The sequence below is a fragment of the Arthrobacter sp. 8AJ genome (assembly GCF_902506025.1).
In the GTDB taxonomy this organism is placed as follows: Bacteria; Actinomycetota; Actinomycetes; order Actinomycetales; family Micrococcaceae; genus Arthrobacter.
In genome coordinates this window covers 2,147,512-2,164,095 of sequence record NZ_LR733289.1, presented here as the reverse complement: position 1 = coordinate 2,164,095, position 16,584 = coordinate 2,147,512, and the positions used below count along the sequence as shown (strand labels likewise).

At 66.1% G+C, this 16,584-nt stretch carries 15 protein-coding genes and 2 pseudogenes; 12 read left to right on the top strand and 5 right to left on the bottom strand.

Annotated elements, in window-relative coordinates; all coding sequences use genetic code 11:
- The 12 genes and pseudogenes from BACI349Y_RS10085 to BACI349Y_RS10030 all read left to right on the top strand — a co-directional run.
- Positions 1 to 177, top strand: a pseudogene (locus BACI349Y_RS10085) (proteasome subunit beta); the annotation flags it as partial.
- A 1-nt stretch (position 178) separates the two neighbouring features.
- Positions 179 to 889: a proteasome subunit alpha gene (gene prcA / locus BACI349Y_RS10080; RefSeq protein WP_159631982.1), complete on the top strand. Its 711-nt coding sequence runs from the start codon at positions 179 to 181 to the stop codon at positions 887 to 889.
- A 9-nt stretch (positions 890 to 898) separates the two neighbouring features.
- Entirely contained in the window at positions 899 to 2,263 is a 1,365-nt protein-coding gene (gene pafA, locus BACI349Y_RS10075; protein ID WP_159631981.1) for a Pup--protein ligase, read from the top strand.
- A gap of 130 nt (positions 2,264 to 2,393) precedes the next feature.
- A pseudogene (locus tag BACI349Y_RS10070) lies at positions 2,394 to 3,324 on the top strand (FKBP-type peptidyl-prolyl cis-trans isomerase).
- Between the two features lie 64 nt (positions 3,325 to 3,388).
- A complete protein-coding gene (locus BACI349Y_RS10065; protein WP_159631980.1) occupies positions 3,389 to 3,784 on the top strand; it encodes an FKBP-type peptidyl-prolyl cis-trans isomerase in 396 nt (131 codons plus the stop codon).
- Between the two features lie 114 nt (positions 3,785 to 3,898).
- Entirely contained in the window at positions 3,899 to 5,884 is a 1,986-nt protein-coding gene (locus BACI349Y_RS10060; RefSeq protein ID WP_159631979.1) for a helix-turn-helix transcriptional regulator, read from the top strand.
- Between the two features lie 10 nt (positions 5,885 to 5,894).
- Positions 5,895 to 6,239, top strand: a complete 345-nt coding sequence (locus tag BACI349Y_RS10055; RefSeq protein ID WP_159631978.1) for a hypothetical protein — start codon at positions 5,895 to 5,897, stop codon at positions 6,237 to 6,239.
- A gap of 32 nt (positions 6,240 to 6,271) precedes the next feature.
- Positions 6,272 to 6,544, top strand: coding sequence for a Sec-independent protein translocase subunit TatA (tatA, locus tag BACI349Y_RS10050; RefSeq protein WP_159631977.1), 273 nt, complete (start codon positions 6,272 to 6,274; stop codon positions 6,542 to 6,544).
- Between the two features lie 48 nt (positions 6,545 to 6,592).
- Positions 6,593 to 7,387 (top strand): twin-arginine translocase subunit TatC, encoded by a 795-nt coding sequence (gene tatC, locus BACI349Y_RS10045; protein WP_159631976.1) that lies wholly within the window; start codon positions 6,593 to 6,595, stop codon positions 7,385 to 7,387.
- Between the two features lie 20 nt (positions 7,388 to 7,407).
- Positions 7,408 to 10,329 carry a DEAD/DEAH box helicase gene (locus BACI349Y_RS10040; protein WP_159631975.1) on the top strand — a complete coding sequence of 974 codons (2,922 nt, stop codon included), beginning with the start codon at positions 7,408 to 7,410 and terminating at the stop codon, positions 10,327 to 10,329.
- A 59-nt stretch (positions 10,330 to 10,388) separates the two neighbouring features.
- Positions 10,389 to 12,050, top strand: a complete 1,662-nt coding sequence (locus tag BACI349Y_RS10035; RefSeq protein ID WP_159631974.1) for an amidohydrolase — start codon at positions 10,389 to 10,391, stop codon at positions 12,048 to 12,050.
- Positions 12,051 to 12,145: 95 nt separating this feature from the next.
- The gene (locus tag BACI349Y_RS10030; protein WP_159631973.1) at positions 12,146 to 12,889 is read left to right on the top strand and encodes a polyprenol monophosphomannose synthase; all 744 of its coding nucleotides are present in this window, start codon (positions 12,146 to 12,148) and stop codon (positions 12,887 to 12,889) included.
- A 100-nt stretch (positions 12,890 to 12,989) separates the two neighbouring features.
- On the opposite strand, the gene BACI349Y_RS10025 is transcribed toward BACI349Y_RS10030, so the two are convergent.
- From BACI349Y_RS10025 to BACI349Y_RS10005, 5 genes are all read right to left on the bottom strand, one after another.
- Positions 12,990 to 13,337, bottom strand: a complete 348-nt coding sequence (locus BACI349Y_RS10025) for an RNA polymerase-binding protein RbpA (protein ID WP_026266052.1) — start codon at positions 13,335 to 13,337, stop codon at positions 12,990 to 12,992.
- A gap of 242 nt (positions 13,338 to 13,579) precedes the next feature.
- On the bottom strand, positions 13,580 to 14,527 hold the full coding sequence (locus BACI349Y_RS10020) for an SPFH domain-containing protein (RefSeq protein ID WP_159631972.1): 948 nt from the start codon (positions 14,525 to 14,527) through the stop codon (positions 13,580 to 13,582).
- 22 nt (positions 14,528 to 14,549) lie between these two features.
- Positions 14,550 to 15,023 carry an NfeD family protein gene (locus tag BACI349Y_RS10015; RefSeq protein ID WP_141160411.1) on the bottom strand — a complete coding sequence of 158 codons (474 nt, stop codon included), beginning with the start codon at positions 15,021 to 15,023 and terminating at the stop codon, positions 14,550 to 14,552.
- Between the two features lie 129 nt (positions 15,024 to 15,152).
- A complete protein-coding gene (locus BACI349Y_RS10010; RefSeq protein ID WP_159631971.1) occupies positions 15,153 to 16,034 on the bottom strand; it encodes a methyltransferase domain-containing protein in 882 nt (293 codons plus the stop codon).
- Between the two features lie 69 nt (positions 16,035 to 16,103).
- The coding region (locus BACI349Y_RS10005; protein ID WP_159631970.1) for a peptide deformylase at positions 16,104 to 16,584 on the bottom strand (481 nt) is incomplete at its 5' end.

The window sequence follows — 16,584 nt, the reverse complement described above, 5'->3', positions numbered from 1 at the left end:
CTGTATGACGCTGCCGACGACGATTCCGCCACGGGCGGCCCGGACACGGTCCGGCAGTTGTGGCCGGTGGTCTATACGGTGGACAGGACAGGTGCCCGGCGGGTGCCCGAGCCGGAACTCGCGGCTGCATCCCGCAGCGTGATCGAAGCGCGCACCATCGCCGGACGGGAGGCCTGAGATGACCCAGCAGTTCTATGTCTCACCAGAACAACTGATGAAGGACCGCGCGGATTTCGCGCGGAAAGGCATCGCCCGCGGCCGCTCAGTGGTTGTCATCAGCTGCGCCGACGGGATCGCCCTCGTAGCCGAGAACCCTTCGCCATCCCTGCACAAGATCGGCGAGATCTACGACAAAATCGCGTTCGCCGCCGTCGGCAAGTACAACGAATTCGAAAGCCTCCGCCAGGCCGGCGTCCGCTACGCCGACGTCCGCGGATACTCGTACGACCGCGAGGACGTCACCGCCCGCGGCCTGGCCAGTGTGTACGCCCAAAGCCTGGGCGCTGTCTTCACCGCCGAGCAGAAGCCCTTCGAGGTGGAACTCGCCGTTGCCGAAGTAGGGTCCTCGCAGGCCGAGGACCACCTCTACCGGCTGACGTTCGACGGCTCGATCGCCGACGAGCACAGCTTTGTCGTCATGGGTGGACAGGCTGAGAAAGTGTCATCGGCCATCGATGCAGGATGGCAGGCTTCGTTGGGCTTCGCCGACGCCGTCCGGCTGGCCATCAAGGGACTTACGCCCGTCCAGGAGGGTGAGCAGCCCGCGGCGCCGTTGCCGCCCAGTGCATTGGAAGTGGCCGTCCTGGACCGGCTGTCCGAAAGCTTCCGCGGCACCCGGCGTGCCTTCCGCAGGCTGAACGACGCGGACATCACAGCACTGCTGGCCTAGGAGGACCACATGGACAAGAGAATCTTCGGCATCGAAACCGAGTTTGGGATCTCCTACTCGAGCCCCGACTCGAGGCCTCTTGCCCCGGAGGAGGTGGCGCGGTACCTGTTCCGGAAGGTGGTCAGCTGGGGGCGTTCCTCCAATGTGTTCCTCACCAACGGTTCCCGGCTGTACCTCGACGTCGGATCCCACCCCGAGTACGCGACGGCCGAGTGCGATGACCTTGCGCAGCTGATCGCCCACGACCGTGCCGGCGAACTCATCCTTGACGACCTGGTGGATGAGGCCCAGGCGCGCCTTGCTGCTGAAGGCTTCAACGGCACCGTGTACCTGTTCAAGAACAACACCGATTCCGCAGGGAACTCGTACGGCAGCCATGAGAATTACCTGATTCCGCGGCGCGGGGAATTTTCCCGCCTGGCTGAAATCCTGATTCCGTTCCTGGTCACCCGGCAGCTCATCGCCGGCGCAGGGAAGATCCTGAAGACGCCCCACGGTGCCACCTATGCCTTCTCCCAGCGGGCCGACCACATCTGGGAAGGCGTCTCTTCCGCCACCACCCGTTCCCGGCCCATCATCAACACCCGGGACGAGCCGCATGCCGACGCCGAGTTCTACCGGCGGCTCCACGTCATCGTGGGGGACTCGAACATGTCCGAGGCCACCGCGCTGATGAAGGTCGGCACCGTGGACCTGGTCCTCCGGATGATCGAGGCCGGCGTGATCATGCGGGACATGCGGATGGAAAACCCCATCCGCAGCATCCGGGAAATCTCCCACGACCTCAGCGGCCGCGCGTTGGTCCGCCTGGCCAACGGACGTCAGCTCACCGCCCTGGAAATCCAGCAGGAGTACTTGACCAAGGTGACCGCCTTCGTCAAGGAGCATGGCGCCCACAACCCGCACGTTCCCGTGATCCTGGACCTGTGGGAGCGGACGCTCCATGCGATCGAGTCCGGCGATACCCGGGGGATCGACACCGAAATCGACTGGGCCATCAAGAAGAAGCTGATGGACAACTACCGCGAACGCCACGGCCTGGGCCTGGAGGCGCCGCGGATCGCCCAGCTTGATCTGACGTACCACGACATTTCGCGCAGCCGGGGGCTTTTCTATCTCCTGCAGTCCCGGGGTGCGGTGCGCCGCATTGTCGACGACACCGTCATCAAGGGTGCCGTGGATGCGCCGCCACAGACCACCCGCGCCAAACTGCGCGGGGACTTTGTCCGGCGTGCGCAGGAACTGGGGCGGGACTACACCGTGGACTGGGTGCACCTGAAACTCAACGACCGTGCCCACCAGACAATCCTGTGCAAGGACCCCTTCCGCAGCGTCGACGAGCGGGTGGATGCGCTGCTGGACTCTATGGGTTGATCGGCTCCGGGCTGACGTCCAGCTTCAGGGTCTATTCTGGATAAGGTCCCTTTTAAGGGGGCCTCCCACGGCATTGTCCGCCGCCTGGCGGAAAGCCGTCTCCACCCTGCCCCGACGAAAGTTTTACTACGTGCGCCGACTACTAGCAATCCTCCTTCCCGGCCTGCTGCTCCTGACCGCCTGCGGCGGTACAGCCCCGCAGCCCCAGCCGAGCAGCCAGTCCGCCGGGGAGACTGCAAAGTTCGACTCCCTCAAGCTGACCGACAACGGGGACAAGAAGGCCCCGGGTGTGGATTTCGACAAGCCCCTGGCCGTTTCCCAGCCGACCATCAAAGTGGTCTCTGAAGGCAGCGGCGACACCGTCAAGGCAAACCAGGTGGCCAAGATCTCCATCCTTGCCTTGAACGGTACGGACGGTTCCCAGCTGGAGGACACTTTCCCCAACGAGCCTGAAAGCCTTGAGCTGAACGATGAGCTCAAAACCGGCAGCGCCGTCATCTACAACGCTTTCGTGGGTGCCAAAGTAGGTTCAAGCCTTGCCCTGGCCGTCCCCGGCCAGCAGAGTGCTCCTTCGGCGTGCCGCAGCTGCACCGACCCAGCTGCTGATCATCAAGGTACTCTCCGCCTCGGACCCCACTCCCGTCCTGGACAAGCCGCAGGGCGACGCCGTGACGCCGCCGGCCGGCCTGCCGACCGTGACGGAAAAAGACGGCGTACCTGAGATCAACGTTGCAGGTGCACCTGCCCCCACGGCACTCGTGTCGCAGGACCTGATCAAGGGCACGGGCGCCACCGTCAAGGAATCCGACACGCTGACTGTGAACTACGTGGGCGTCAACCTCTCCGACGGCACCAAGTTCGATTCCAGCTTCGACCGCGGCCAGCCCGCCACCTTCCCGCTCTCGGGCGTCATCAAGGGCTGGACCCAGGGCCTCGCGGGTAAGACCGTGGGCTCCCGCGTCCTGCTGGTCATCCCCAAGGACCTGGCCTACGGAGACGCCGGCCAGGGCCAGGCGAAGGGCGACCTGGTCTTCGTAGTGGACATCCTCGGGGTCAAGTAGCAAGACTTACAGGGACGCCGCGTCCTTCGCGGCACCCATCACCACTCACTCAATAGGAGCAAGCATGTCGTTTGGACAGCGGGAATTCGACCGCCAGAAGCCCGAGATCGACTTCCCGGAAGGCGACGTCCCCACGGAACTCGTCATCACGGACCTCATCGAGGGTGACGGCAAGGAAGCCAAGGCAGGGGACACCGTCTCCACCCACTATGTCGGCGTTGCCTGGTCCACAGGCGAAGAATTCGACGCCTCCTGGGGCCGCGGCGCACCGCTGGACTTCCGGGTCGGCGTCGGCCAGGTCATCCAGGGCTGGGACCAGGGCCTCCTGGGCATGAAGGTCGGTGGCCGCCGCCGCCTGGAGATCCCCTCCGAGCTGGCCTACGGCTCGCGCGGTGCCGGCGGAGCCATCGCCCCCAACGAGGCACTGATCTTCGTCGTGGACCTCGTCGCCGTCCGCTAAGTCGACGGCACACGCGGAAACTGATCGCACCGTGAAGCGCGGCAGCAGGGAGGACAACCTCCCGCGCTGCCGCGCTTTCTGCTTTCACCGGGGGAGTTTAGTAACGTAACCAAGGTGTCCGTATCCCGCACTGAACGACTCCTCAACCTGCTGATTGCGCTGCTCAACACCCGCTACGGGTTGCGCCGCAGCGAACTGCGCGAGAAGGTCTACCACGACACCTCCGGCAATGACGTCGCCTTCGGGCGGATGTTCGAGCGGGACAAAAACGACCTGAGGGCCATGGGCTTCGAGGTGGAAACCCTGACGGACCTGGGCTGGAGCGAGGATGACCCGGCCACCACCAGGTACCGCATCGGCAAGGAGTCCAGCCGCCTCCCGGACGTCCAGCTGGGCCCGGACGAATGGACGGTCCTCCTGCTCGCTTCCCAACTTTGGGAGCGCGCCGCATTGGGGACCGCTGCCCAAAGCGCCCTCCGCAAGCTCCAGGCCTCAGGAAGGCTGGCCGAGGTGGAACTCCCGGCCGGCGTCCAGCCACGGATCAAGCCGGCCGGACAGGCCTTCGATGACGTCGTCGCAGCCATGCACGGCCGCCATCCAGTCACCTTCACGTACCTCGCCGGAAGCACCGGCAAGGAGGAGGAACGGTCTGTAGAGCCCTGGGGATTGGGCAGCCGGTTCGGCCAGTGGTACCTCATGGGATACGACCGCGGCCGAAACGCGCCCAGGCATTTCCGCCTGTCCCGCTTCACGAGCGCCGTGACAACCCTCGACAGGGAGCAGTACGTTCCGCCCGCCAACTTCAGCATCCGCGCCGAACTGGACCGGTTGCCTGAACTGCCGCTGCGCACCGCCGTCGTGGACGTCAGGCAGGGGCGCCTGCTGGCGCTGCGCAGCCGGGCCGTTGAAGGCGGCCGGCACCAGGTTCCCGGCCGGCCCGCCGACGGCGACGACCGGCTGGTCGTGGAATACCGCGATCCGGAAGTCCTCGCCGAAGAGCTGGCCAGCTACGGACCCGACGCCCTGGCAGTGGAGCCCGCAGAGCTGGCAGGGGCAGTGCGGCGCCGCCTGCAGGCTGCAGCGGACTTCACCGCCGCGCCCGTCCCCGCCTATGCCTTCTCCGATACCCGTCCCCGGGCAGCCCGGAAGGGGACCTCGGAGGACCAGCTCAAGCGCATGCTGCAGCTGGTCCCGTTCCTGGTCCACAACCAGGGCCTGCACATCCAGGACGTGGCGAAGCACTTCGGCGTCACCCGGGAAGAGCTGGAGGCAGACCTCCGGATCCTCATTTGCTCCGGATTGCCCGAGGGGTACCCGGATGATCTGCTCGATATCCAGTGGGAGGACGACCACGTCTTCATCACCCAGGACCTTGACCTGAAGAAGCCGGTCCGGTTCACGGTGGCGGAGGCGTGCGCCCTGCTGACCGGCCTTGAGACGCTCAATGGGCTGCCGGACCTGCCCGGCGGCGGCGCCCTCGAATCGGTCACGTTGAAGCTGCTGGCCGCGGCCGGGGAGGAAGGACTCCGCGCCGCCTCCATCGCGGGGCCGCAGGTGGCTCCCGCGGACGCCGCGACCCATGCCACGGTCCGCCAGGCAATCGGGACCGGCGCGCAGCTCCGCCTGAGCTACCTCTCACCCCAGCGTGACGAGGTTACCGAGCGCGACGTCGACCCGTTGCGGCTGTACTCCCTGGACAACACCTGGTACTTCGAAGCCTGGTGCCACCTGGTGGACGGGCTCCGGAATTTCCGGCTGGACCGGGTCCAGGACGTGCGCCCCAATGGCCGGCCCGCCACCGTGCACGGGCCGCCCGATGGCGGCGTTCCGGCCAAACTCTTCACAGCGAACGACGACGACACAACAGTCACCGTCCAGCTCACCCGGCAGGGGAGGGGGCTGGCGGACGACTACTATGCGGAGCGCACCGCAGAGTTGCCCGACGGCGGGCTGGTGGCCCAGATCAGGTTCGGCAGCACCGCGTGGCTTCCGATGTTCGTGGCCCAGCACGGCGGTTCGGCCCGGATCCTGGCTCCTGCCGGGGTGGCTGACGCCGCGCGGGACTGGCTGGCGGCATCGCTGGACAGGTACGCCGGATAGACTTCTCAGCATGCCTTGGTGGTCCTGGATTCTCATATGGGTTGCGCTCGTCGCAGTGTCCCTGCTGTTCTATGTCCTGCTGGGCATCCGTCTCTTCCGCCAGTTCATGGCGACCGTTAAGGACCTCAGTGCTGCCGGTGAGAAGCTGGGGCACCTGAATCCGGTCGAAGCGCAGGAATCCCCGGACCCGGAACGGCCGCTCCCGGGTTCCGCCGTTTTTGCCTCACCCGCCGTGATGCGACATGATTACGAGGCATCCAAATTGGCCCGGCGCGAAGACCGCCGCCGCCGGCGAGTGCAGCGCAAAAAGGACCGGGGCCAGCCGCAGGCGCTCGGAGATCTCGACTTCACATAGAAGTAGGATGTATTTAGAGGAAAGGATTTCCCGTGGGAAGACTCTTTGATGGCCCCTGGCCGATCGTAATCATTATCGTCGTTGCTTTGCTTCTCTTCGCCGCCCCCAAGCTTCCGGCCATGGCCCGCAGCCTGGGACAGTCAATGCGGATCATCAAGTCCGAGGTCAAGGAAATGAAGAACGACGGCAAAGCCGACTCCACCGAGGCCACCGGCCCGATGGAAGGCACCATCGTGAACCACCCCAAGGCGAAGCCCGGTGAGCCGACAGACGGCACTGACGTTCCGCCGTCAACCCGCGCCTGACCTCCCGTGGCACTGTCGCGGGCCCGTAAAGCCAATCCCGAGGGGCGGATGTCCCTCTGGGAGCACCTCAAGGAGCTGAAGAACCGGCTGATCAAGTCGGCCATCGGCGTCGTCATCGGCGGTATTGGGGGCTGGATACTTTACGATCCGCTGTTGAAGGCGCTGGCCGAACCGGTAAACCGAATTTCGAGTGAGACCGGGGGCCTGGCGGCCATCAACTTCGGCACCATCGCGTCGCCCTTCGACTTCAAGCTGCAGATGTCGCTCCTCATCGGGGCGGTCATCTCCAGCCCCATCTGGATCTACCAGCTCTGGGCGTTCATCACGCCCGGGCTGACGTCCAAGGAACGCCGCTACACCCTGGGCTACATGGCTGCTGCCATCCCCCTGTTCCTTGCCGGAATCTGGGTGGGGTGGCTGGTGGTTCCCCAGGTGGTCCACGCCTTGACCCAGTTCACTCCGGAGGGGTCCTCCAGCGTCATCGACGCCAGGACCTACATCGAATTCGTCACCCGCATGGTGCTGATGCTGGGACTGGCCTTCCTGGTCCCCGTGGTGCTGGTTGGCATCAACATGGCGGGTATCGTTTCGGGCCGCACCATTTTGAAGGCCTGGCGCATCACGGTCTTCCTGGTGTTTGTCCTGGCAGCAATCGCAGCGCCGGGTGCCGATGCCATTTCGATGTTCATGCTGGCCGGGCCGCTGTTGGCGCTCTTCTTTGCAGCGATCGGCATCTGCATCATGAACGACAAAGGCCGCGAACGCCGGCAGGCCCGGCAGGTCGAAGAGACCGAGGCCACAGCCGATATCGCCACCCCCGGCAGTGAACTCAAGAAGCTGTAGCGTGCCGCTAGGCTTGGGGTATGTCCTCCACCACCGGACCCTTCTCCACCGGCCCCATCGATCCTGAAGAACTTTCTCCAGCCGAGAGATACCGTGCCAGCGCCGAGCGCCGGGCAGAGGCGGCCACGTACCTTGGGTCCTTTATCCGGACCCTCGAGTTCGAACTCGACGACTTTCAACGGCAGGCGTGCCGTTCGCTTCAGGAAGGCAGGGGAGTCCTGGTGGCGGCCCCGACCGGAGCCGGGAAGACCATCGTGGGGGAGTTCGCCATCTACCTCGCCCTGCAGCGGGGCCTGAAGGCCTTCTACACCACCCCCATCAAAGCCCTCAGCAACCAGAAATTCACTGAACTCAGCGAAAAGTACGGTGCAGAAAATGTGGGCCTCCTGACCGGCGACACCAGCATCAACGGCGACGCGCAGGTGGTGGTGATGACCACCGAAGTCCTCCGGAACATGCTGTACGCGGATTCTGCCACCCTGGAGGACCTCGGCTACGTGGTCATGGACGAAGTCCACTACCTCGCTGACCGGTTCCGCGGGGCGGTGTGGGAGGAAGTCATCATCCACCTGCCCAGCGAGGTCCAGGTCGCCTCGCTCAGTGCAACCGTCTCCAACGCCGAGGAGTTCGGCGCCTGGCTGGACACCGTCCGCGGGGACACCGACATCATCGTCTCCGAGCACCGGCCGGTGCCGCTGTGGCAGCACGTCATGGTGGGCCGGCAGATCATGGACCTGTTCGCCGGGGAGACCACCTTCGACGAGATCGCCCCGCCCGTCGAGGAAGAGGGCCGGCAGCCTGCCACGGCCGGCAAATCCGTCGACACCGCCAAGGGCCGCGGCTTCGACGTCAACCCGGACCTCCTCACCGTTGCGCGCAGCGAAAGCCAGCAAAGCTTCCGCAGCGGTCCCGGCGCCGGCCGCCGCGGCCAGCGCGGCCGCAACGGTTATGACCGCCCGGGCAGGAGCGAACAAACGGGGGTCCGCCCCGCCAGCCGTCCGCAGGTGATCGCCAGCCTGGACCGGATGGACCTGTTGCCTGCCATCACCTTCATCTTCTCCCGTGCCGGCTGTGAAGCGGCCGTGGCGCAGTGCGTCGGTTCAGGCCTGTGGCTCACCACAGAGAAGGAGCAGCGGATCATCGCCCAGCGGGTGGACGAGGCCGGGCAGGACATCCCGCCGGACGACCTCGACGTCCTGGGTTTTTGGACATGGCGGGACGGCCTGCTCCGGGGTTTCGCAGCCCACCATGCCGGCATGCTGCCCACCTTCAAGGAGGTGGTGGAAAAGCTTTTCGCCGACGGCCTGGTCAAGGCTGTTTTCGCCACTGAGACCCTCGCCCTGGGCGTCAACATGCCCGCCCGCTCGGTGGTCCTGGAAAAGCTGGACAAGTTCAACGGGGAAGCCCACGTGGACATCACCGCGGGCGAGTACACCCAGCTCACCGGCCGGGCCGGGCGGCGCGGCATCGACGTCGAGGGCCACGCCGTGGTGCTGTGGCAGCCGGGGACGGACCCGACGGCGGTGGCAGGCCTGGCGTCGCGGCGAACCTATCCGCTGAACTCCAGTTTCCGGCCCACCTACAACATGAGCATCAACCTCCTGGCACAGTTTGGGCGTGCCAGGGCCCGGGAAATCCTCGAATCGTCCTTCGCCCAGTTCCAGGCCGACCGCTCGGTGGTTGGGCTTGCCAGGCAAGTGCGGAGCCGGGAGGAGTCCCTTGCGGGCTACGCCAAGTCCATGACCTGCCACCTGGGCGACTTCACGGAATATGCCCGGCTGCGCCGGGAACTTTCCGATGCCGAAAGTGCCACCTCCCGGACCAAGTCACGGGTCCAGAAGTCACTCAGTGACGACTCCCTGGCGCGCCTCCTGCCCGGGGACGTGGTCAACGTTCCCGGCGGGCGCGCCCCGGGGCCCGCCGTCGTCCTCAGCTCTGACCACAGCAGCCGCGAACCCCGGCCTGCCGTGCTCACCCTGGACAACCAGCTGCGCCGGATAGGAACCGACGACCTGGAAGGACCCATCGCGCCGGTTACCCGAATCCGCATTCCCAAATCCTTCAATGCCAAGGTGCCCAAGTCCCGGCGGGACCTTGCCTCCAGCGCACGGAACGCCCTGCGCGAGAACCGGCCGCCTGCTCCCGGGCAGAACCGCAACCACGATTTCGGCCGCGGAGCCGCCTTTCCAAACCAGGAGCGGCGCATCGCCGAACTGCGCCGGGCCCTCAAGGCACACCCCTGCCACGGATGCAGCGAACGCGAAGACCATGCCCGGTGGTCGGAGCGGTGGTGGAAGCTGCGGCGTGAAACGGATGGCCTGGTCCGCCAGATCCAGGGCCGCACCAACACGATCGCCAAAACCTTCGACCGCGTGTGCGATGTCCTGTCCGCCTACGGATACCTGGAGGACACCGGCGACGGCCGCCTGAACATCAGCCCGGACGGCCAGCGGCTGCGCCGGATCTACGGCGAGAAGGACCTGCTGATCTCACAGTCGCTGCGGCTGGGCGCGTTCGATGACCTGGACGCCGCCGAAGTTGCTGCCCTGGCCAGCGTGCTGGTCTACCAGGCCAAACGCGAAGACCGGGGCCTGCGGCCGCGCATGCCCAGCGTCTCCCTGGAGACCTCCGTGGACATCGTGGTCAAGGAATGGTCCGTCCTTGAAGACGTGGAGGAGGAGAACAAGCTTCCGCTGACCGGCGAACCTGAACTCGGACTTGTCTGGCCCCTGTACAAGTGGGCCCGCGGACGCCACCTCCAGGACGTCCTGAGCGGCACCGACCTTGCCGCCGGTGACTTTGTCCGCTGGGTCAAGCAGGTGGTGGACCTGCTGGACCAGCTCGCCAAGATCCCCGGCCTCGATCCGCGCCTGGCACGGCTCTGCGCCGAAGCGATCAACCTCATCCGCCGCGGCGTCGTGGCCTACTCGTCCGTCCTCTAGTCACACCTCACCCCTTGCCGGCTGCAACTGGCCTGCACTATCCCAGGAGTCCTGCCTTTATGCCCCGCCCTGATCCCGCACCCCGCAACGCCGACCGTCCCGCCCCGGTGCTGTACCGCAACGGATCCGTGTACACCGCGGCTGACCCGTTCGCCACGGCAATGCTTGTGGATGGGGACACTGTTGCCTGGGTCGGATCGGAGCAGGCGGCCTCGTCCATTGCCGACAGCTCCATGGAAGTCATCGACCTCCGCGGCGCCCTGGTTGCGCCGGGCTTCGTTGACTCACACATGCACCTGACCGAAACCGGAATGGCCCTGCAGTCACTCCAGCTGGGAACGCTCAAGTCGGCCCGGGAAGTGCTGGACGCAGTCGCCGGGGCCGCCGGGAATGGACCGGTGCTCGGCCACGGCTGGGACGAGGCCACCTGGGCGGACCCGGCCCTGCCCAGTGCAGAAGAACTCGACCGGGCCGCTGGAGGCAGGCCGGTCTATCTCTCCCGTGTGGACGTGCACTCGGCGCTGGTGTCAACGTCGCTGGCACAGTCCGCGGACCTTCAGAACCGGGAGGGGTACGACGGCGGCGCCCGGGTGACGCGGGCCGCCCACGAGGCAGCACGGCTGGCGACCCGGCAGCTGCCGCAGGATGAGCTGAAGCGGCTCCAGGCCCGGGCCCTGGCGGAAGCGGCCGCCAACGGCTACGTCGCCCTGGCCGAAATGGGTGCACCGCACATCGGCGGCGCCGAAGACCTGCGGCTCGCGGCAGCATGGAATTCCGCCGGAACCGGGGAGCCCCGTTTTCCCGAAGTCATACCGTACTGGGGCGGGCTGGTCTCCTCAGAGGAACAGGCCCGCGCGCTGGTGGCAGAGCTGGGGGCGGGAGTCCGGGGCCTTGCAGGAGACCTGAACATCGATGGTTCCCTGGGCTCGCGCACCGCCGCCCTGCGCGCCGGTTACAGCGATGCCGGACAGGAGCGCGGCACCTTGTACCTGAGCGTGGACCAGGCAGCAGCCCACCTTGCCGCCTGCTCCGTTGCCGGGATCCAGGGCGGGTTCCACGTGATTGGTGACGCTGGACTGCATGCTGCGCTGGAAGCGCTGGACCGTGCCGCCAGGGAAGTGGGGGAGCAGCGGGTGCGCGCCGCAGGCCACCGGTTTGAGCACGTGGAGATGGCCGATGCCGAAGCCGTGGCCAGATTGGCGCACTACTCCGTGACCGTCAGCGCACAGCCCTCCTTCGACGCTGCCTGGGGCGGCCCCGGGGGACTCTATGAGCAGCGGCTGGGGGACCGAAGCCGGTCGATGAATCCGTTCGCCGCGTTCTACTCGGCCGGAGTTCCCGTCTGTTTCGGCAGCGACAGCCCCGTCACGCCCCTGCGTCCCTGGTCCAGCGTGCGCGCCTGCGTGGAACACCACAACCCGGACCAGCGTATTTCTGCGCGGGCAGCCTTCCTGGGCCACACCCGGGCCGGCTGGCGGGCCGCGCGGCACCCGAACCCCATGGCCGGGCAACTGGTGCCCGGGGCTCCCGCGAGTTTTGCCGTGTGGGAGGTGGAGGAACTGATGGTCCAGGTGGCTGACGGGCGGGTTCAGTCCTGGAGCACCGATCCGCGGGCCAGGACCCCCTTGCTGCCGGCGCTGGACACGGGTTCAGACCCGGTATGCCTGCAAACCGTAAAAGACGGTGCCGAACTGTTCGCCAGCCCGGCCCTGCGTTCCTGACCCGGGAATCCTCCGCCCTATAATGGGGAGTTGCGCCTGCGGCCGGCATGCCCGGCACCAGGTGCACCGACCACTTCCACCAGGAAAGGCCCTCTGTGCGCGTCCTTACGATCATTCCCACCTACAACGAACTGGAATCGCTGCCCAAGACGCTCCAGCGCCTGCGGAAGGCCGTTCCGGCGTCGGACGTGCTGGTGGTCGATGACAACAGCCCTGACGGCACCGGCCAACTTGCCGACGGCTTCGCTGCCGAGGACTCCCAGGTCCACGTCCTGCACCGCAAGGGCAAGGAAGGCCTGGGCGCTGCCTACATCGCCGGTTTCAAGTGGGGCCTGGATGCCGGCTACGACGTCCTGGTGGAAATGGATGCAGACGGTTCCCACCAGCCGGAACAGCTTCCCCAACTGCTTGAAGCCGTGGAACAGGGCGCAGACCTGGCCATGGGCTCGCGCTGGGTCCCCGGCGGCAGTGTGGTCAACTGGCCGCTGTACCGCCAGGCGATTTCCCGGGTAGGCAGCACGTACGCCCGGTTGATGCTGGGCCTGCCGATCCGGGACGTGACCGGCGGATACCGCGCGTTCCGCAGGACCACCCTGGAAAAGCTCAACCTGGACCAGGTGGACTCTGTGGGCTACGGCTTCCAGGTGGACCTGGCCTGGCGCGTGGCCAAACTGGGCCTGCGCATCGAGGAACGCCCCATCACTTTCGTCGAACGGGAGCTCGGCGCATCCAAGATGAGCGGCAACATCGTGGTCGAAGCCATGATCAACGTCACCAAATGGGGTCTGGCCGCGCGTTGGAACACGCTGGCCGGAAAGCTGAAGAACAAGCAGGCATAGCCTCGCGGGACTGCTGCCGCTGACGATGTCCGGGCGGTGCCAAAAAAAGGGGGCGGCCCCGCACCTTCGTGCGGGGCCGCCCCTTTTTTGGCGGCTGGCCTTATGCCGAGCGGCGCTCTCCGCGGCGTTCGCGCAGGATGGTCAGGCGGTCCTCAAGGATCTGCTCGAGTTCAGGCAGGGAACGGCGTTCCAGCAGCATGTCCCAGTGGGTGCGGACTGCCTTGTCGTTGCTGGTGTCCGGCTTTTCGCCGTCAACCAGGAGCGCTTCCTTACCGGTCTTGGAGACCCACACCGGAGGAATTTCCGCCTCGGAGGAGAACGTGACGAAGACCTGCTCGCCATCCGCGCAACGGTATTCGACCCGCTGGCGCGGAGCCGGCTCAACTCCGGACTCGGTCTCCATGCTCTGCGCACCAAGGCGCATGCCCCGCAGGCTGCGATCGCTCATGATTTCTCCCTCTGGTCGGTTCGCGGATGAAATCTCCGCGCTAGCCGGTGGCGCCGTGGCACCGCCGGACTACTTTGTGCACTGTGCTGCATCATAGGATTCAACGCATTGCGAAGCTTGGTTGTTCCAGCTGGTAGTCTCCTGCCGGACAAATACCCAATTATACGTTGGTTATCACTGTTGGAACAAAACGGGGAGGGTTTGGCGTCAACCGCCAAGCCCTCCCCGTTTTCCCATTCAGCTTATGGCTGGGCGCGTTCGGTGGGTGCGTCCTGGAAGAGCGGCTTGCCGGCTGTGCCTTCCGCATTGGTGCCTCCGAGGGCGTTGCCAATGCCCTTCAGGGCTTCCCCGACTTCGCTCGGGATGATCCAGAGCTTGTTGGCGGAGCCTTCTGCGAGCTTGGGCAGCGTCTGCAGGTACTGGTAGGCCAGCAGTTTCTGGTCCGGGTTTCCCTTGTGGATGGCGTCGAACACCTTCTGGATGGCCTGCGATTCGCCGTCCGCCCGGAGGATGGCAGCCTTGGCTTCGCCCTCTGCGGCCAGGATTGACGCCTGGCGCTGCCCCTCGGCGGTGAGGATGGCCGACTGCTTGGTACCTTCGGCCGTGAGGATTGCTGCTCGCCGGTCGCGTTCGGCACGCATCTGCTTCTCCATGGAGTCCTGGATGGAGTGGGGCGGATCGATGGCCTTCAGTTCCACCCGTGAAACGCGGATGCCCCAGCGGCCGGTGGCCTCGTCCAGGACGCCGCGCAGCTGTCCGTTGATCTGGTCCCGCGACGTGAGGGCTTCCTCCAGGTTGAGGCCACCCACCACGTTGCGCAGGGTGGTGGTGGTGAGCTGTTCCACGGCCTGGATGTAGTTGGCGATTTCATACGTGGCCGCCCGCGGGTCCGTCACCTGGAAGTAGACCACCGTGTCGATGGACACCACCAGGTTGTCCTCGGTGATGACCGGCTGCGGCGGAAAGGACACCACTTGTTCACGCAGGTCCAGGAGCGGCAGGAGCCGGTCGACGAAAGGAATCAGGATGGTCAGGCCCGGATTGAGTGTCCGCTGGTACTTGCCGAGCCGTTCAACAACACCGGCGCGGGCCTGCGGAATGATCCGGACGGACCGGACCAAAACTATGATGACAAAGACGATCAGAACCACCAGCACGATGGCCAGTGCGGTTCCGCCTGCGTTTTCCATACAACTCCTTGTTCCCCAATTGTCAGGCTGTATCAGGCCCGGTGGCCGCCGTGGGCGGTACCGAAACCACTGCTGTTGCGCCGTCGATGGCCGCTACGACCACCGTCTGTCCTGCGGGAAGCACTCCCGCAGCGGAGCGCGCACTCCATATATCGCCGCCGATTTTCACCAGGCCGCCGTCGGACGTCACGGCCTCCATCACCACGGCCGGCTCACCGATCAGACGGTCCACGTTGGTTCGCTGCTCGGAGGGGCCCTTCTTCAGGTGGGACAGTGCCACGGGCCGGACAAAGGCCACCATGAGCAGCGACACGATGCAGAAGATGACTACCTGGAGCCAGGGCTCGGCGCCGGCAAAATCGGCTACCAGTGCGGCGAGCGATCCGCCGCCAAGCATGATGAAAAACAGGTCAAGGGTGATCATCTCGATCACTGCAAACGCCAGGAAAGCCGTGAGCCACAGCGCCCACCAGTTTTCCCCAAGCCATTCGAACATTCCTGCTTCCCCCTTCGTCACGGGGGAGCCGCGTCCGCGGACCCGCCAGCAACTGTCTTTTCATCCTAGTCCGCGGACCTGGCCTGTGGGCCGGTTCACAGCGGGTGCCGGGGGATAGTGGCCAAGTCGTTACGGGGCACCGTGGGCAGTAGGCCGAAACACGGACAGCCTGAATTTTGCGTCGGCTTCCACCGGTTCCGGTGAGTCTTCGAGGCGGGCGGCGATCTTGTCCCGGTCAAGGTGGTGGCCCGCCGGTCCCATGAACGCCAGGTCCGCGGCGGCCGCGCGGCCAAGCTTGAGCGGTATGTCCACGTCCAGGGCCTTTTCGGGCTCGAAGTGCCCGGCCAGCGCCTCTGCCAGCCGCTCATCCTTGCCCTCTTCAATGCCAAGCATTCCGGTCACGGCCGCGATGCCCGCCAGGTGTCCGGGCCGCGGTGTCACCACCGCCAGCACCCCCTCCGGTCGCAGGACCCGGGCGAACTCGGCGGGGTTCCGCGGTGCGAAGACCACGGTGACCGCGTCCACCGAGTTGTCCGCCACCGGCAGCGGCCGCCAGATGTCCCACACCAGGTTCACGGCTTCCGGGTTGAGGCGGGCAGCCCGCCTGAGGGCGAATTTCGAGATGTCCAGGCCAATGGCGGACGCCTTCCGCCCCCCGGCAGCTGCAGCATCGAGGATTGCCCGCAGATAGTGTCCGGTCCCCGTTCCCGAGTCAAGCACCACCGCGCCTTCCGGCCGCAGGACGGGTACGACTGCGGAGGCCAGGGCCTGCTGCAGCGGCCCGTAGTGCCCGTTCCCCAGGAAGGCGTACCGTGACGCCACCATCGCGGCGCTGTCCGGTTCGAAAGGTGTGCCTTTGCCCACCAGGAGGTTGAAGTAGCCCTGGCGCGCGGCGTCGAAGCTGTGCCCGGACGGGCACACCAGGCGCGGCTGGCGCGTGGCCTCCGCTTCCAGGTACTCCAGCGGATGTGAGCAGACGGGGCACAGGAGGGGAAGGTCCGCGGAAGGCATGGGAACCAGTTTAGGGCGGGCCGGGTATGCAGCCCTGCCCGCCCTGCATGCGGAGGGAGGCGGTGACCGTCAGCCGAGGGAGATCCCCGCAGGCCCGTCGTCGAAACCCAGCCCTTCCCGTGCCTTGTCAATGCCCGCTTCTGCCCAGTGCGCTGCGTATTCGGCATTGCTGCTCAAAGAGCGAAGCTGGGCGCGGTCTATGTACAGGATGCCGTCGAGGTGGTCCGTCTCGTGCTGCACGATGCGCGCCTGCCAGCCGGAGAACTCACGCCGCTTCGCCGCGCCGTCGGGTGTTACGTACTCCAGCAGCACGGCCTCCGGACGCGCCACCACCGCCTGCAGCCCATTGAGGGAAAGACAGCCCTCATAGAACGACGCGTGCTCCTCCCCAAGCGGCGTGTAATGGGGGTTGAGGATGGCCAGGAAATCCAGCGGACTCCGGTTGCGCAGGGCAGCGGCAACGGGATCGATGTCGAACTGGTCCTCCAGGACGGCGAGCCGCAGGGGGATGCCCAGCTGCGGCGCGGCAAGGCCCACGCCGGGCGCTTCG

Coding starts and splice junctions, on each gene's coding strand:
- prcA (WP_159631982.1), top strand. CDS start 179: ATGACCCAGCAGTTCTATGTCTCACCAGAACAACTGATGAAGGACCGC.
- pafA (WP_159631981.1), top strand. CDS start 899: ATGGACAAGAGAATCTTCGGCATCGAAACCGAGTTTGGGATCTCCTAC.
- BACI349Y_RS10065 (WP_159631980.1), top strand. CDS start 3,389: ATGTCGTTTGGACAGCGGGAATTCGACCGCCAGAAGCCCGAGATCGAC.
- BACI349Y_RS10055 (WP_159631978.1), top strand. CDS start 5,895: ATGCCTTGGTGGTCCTGGATTCTCATATGGGTTGCGCTCGTCGCAGTG.
- tatC (WP_159631976.1), top strand. CDS start 6,593: ATGTCCCTCTGGGAGCACCTCAAGGAGCTGAAGAACCGGCTGATCAAG.
- BACI349Y_RS10040 (WP_159631975.1), top strand. CDS start 7,408: ATGTCCTCCACCACCGGACCCTTCTCCACCGGCCCCATCGATCCTGAA.
- BACI349Y_RS10035 (WP_159631974.1), top strand. CDS start 10,389: ATGCCCCGCCCTGATCCCGCACCCCGCAACGCCGACCGTCCCGCCCCG.
- BACI349Y_RS10025 (WP_026266052.1), bottom strand. CDS start 13,337: ATGAGCGATCGCAGCCTGCGGGGCATGCGCCTTGGTGCGCAGAGCATG.
- BACI349Y_RS10020 (WP_159631972.1), bottom strand. CDS start 14,527: ATGGAAAACGCAGGCGGAACCGCACTGGCCATCGTGCTGGTGGTTCTG.
- BACI349Y_RS10015 (WP_141160411.1), bottom strand. CDS start 15,023: ATGTTCGAATGGCTTGGGGAAAACTGGTGGGCGCTGTGGCTCACGGCT.
- BACI349Y_RS10010 (WP_159631971.1), bottom strand. CDS start 16,034: ATGCCTTCCGCGGACCTTCCCCTCCTGTGCCCCGTCTGCTCACATCCG.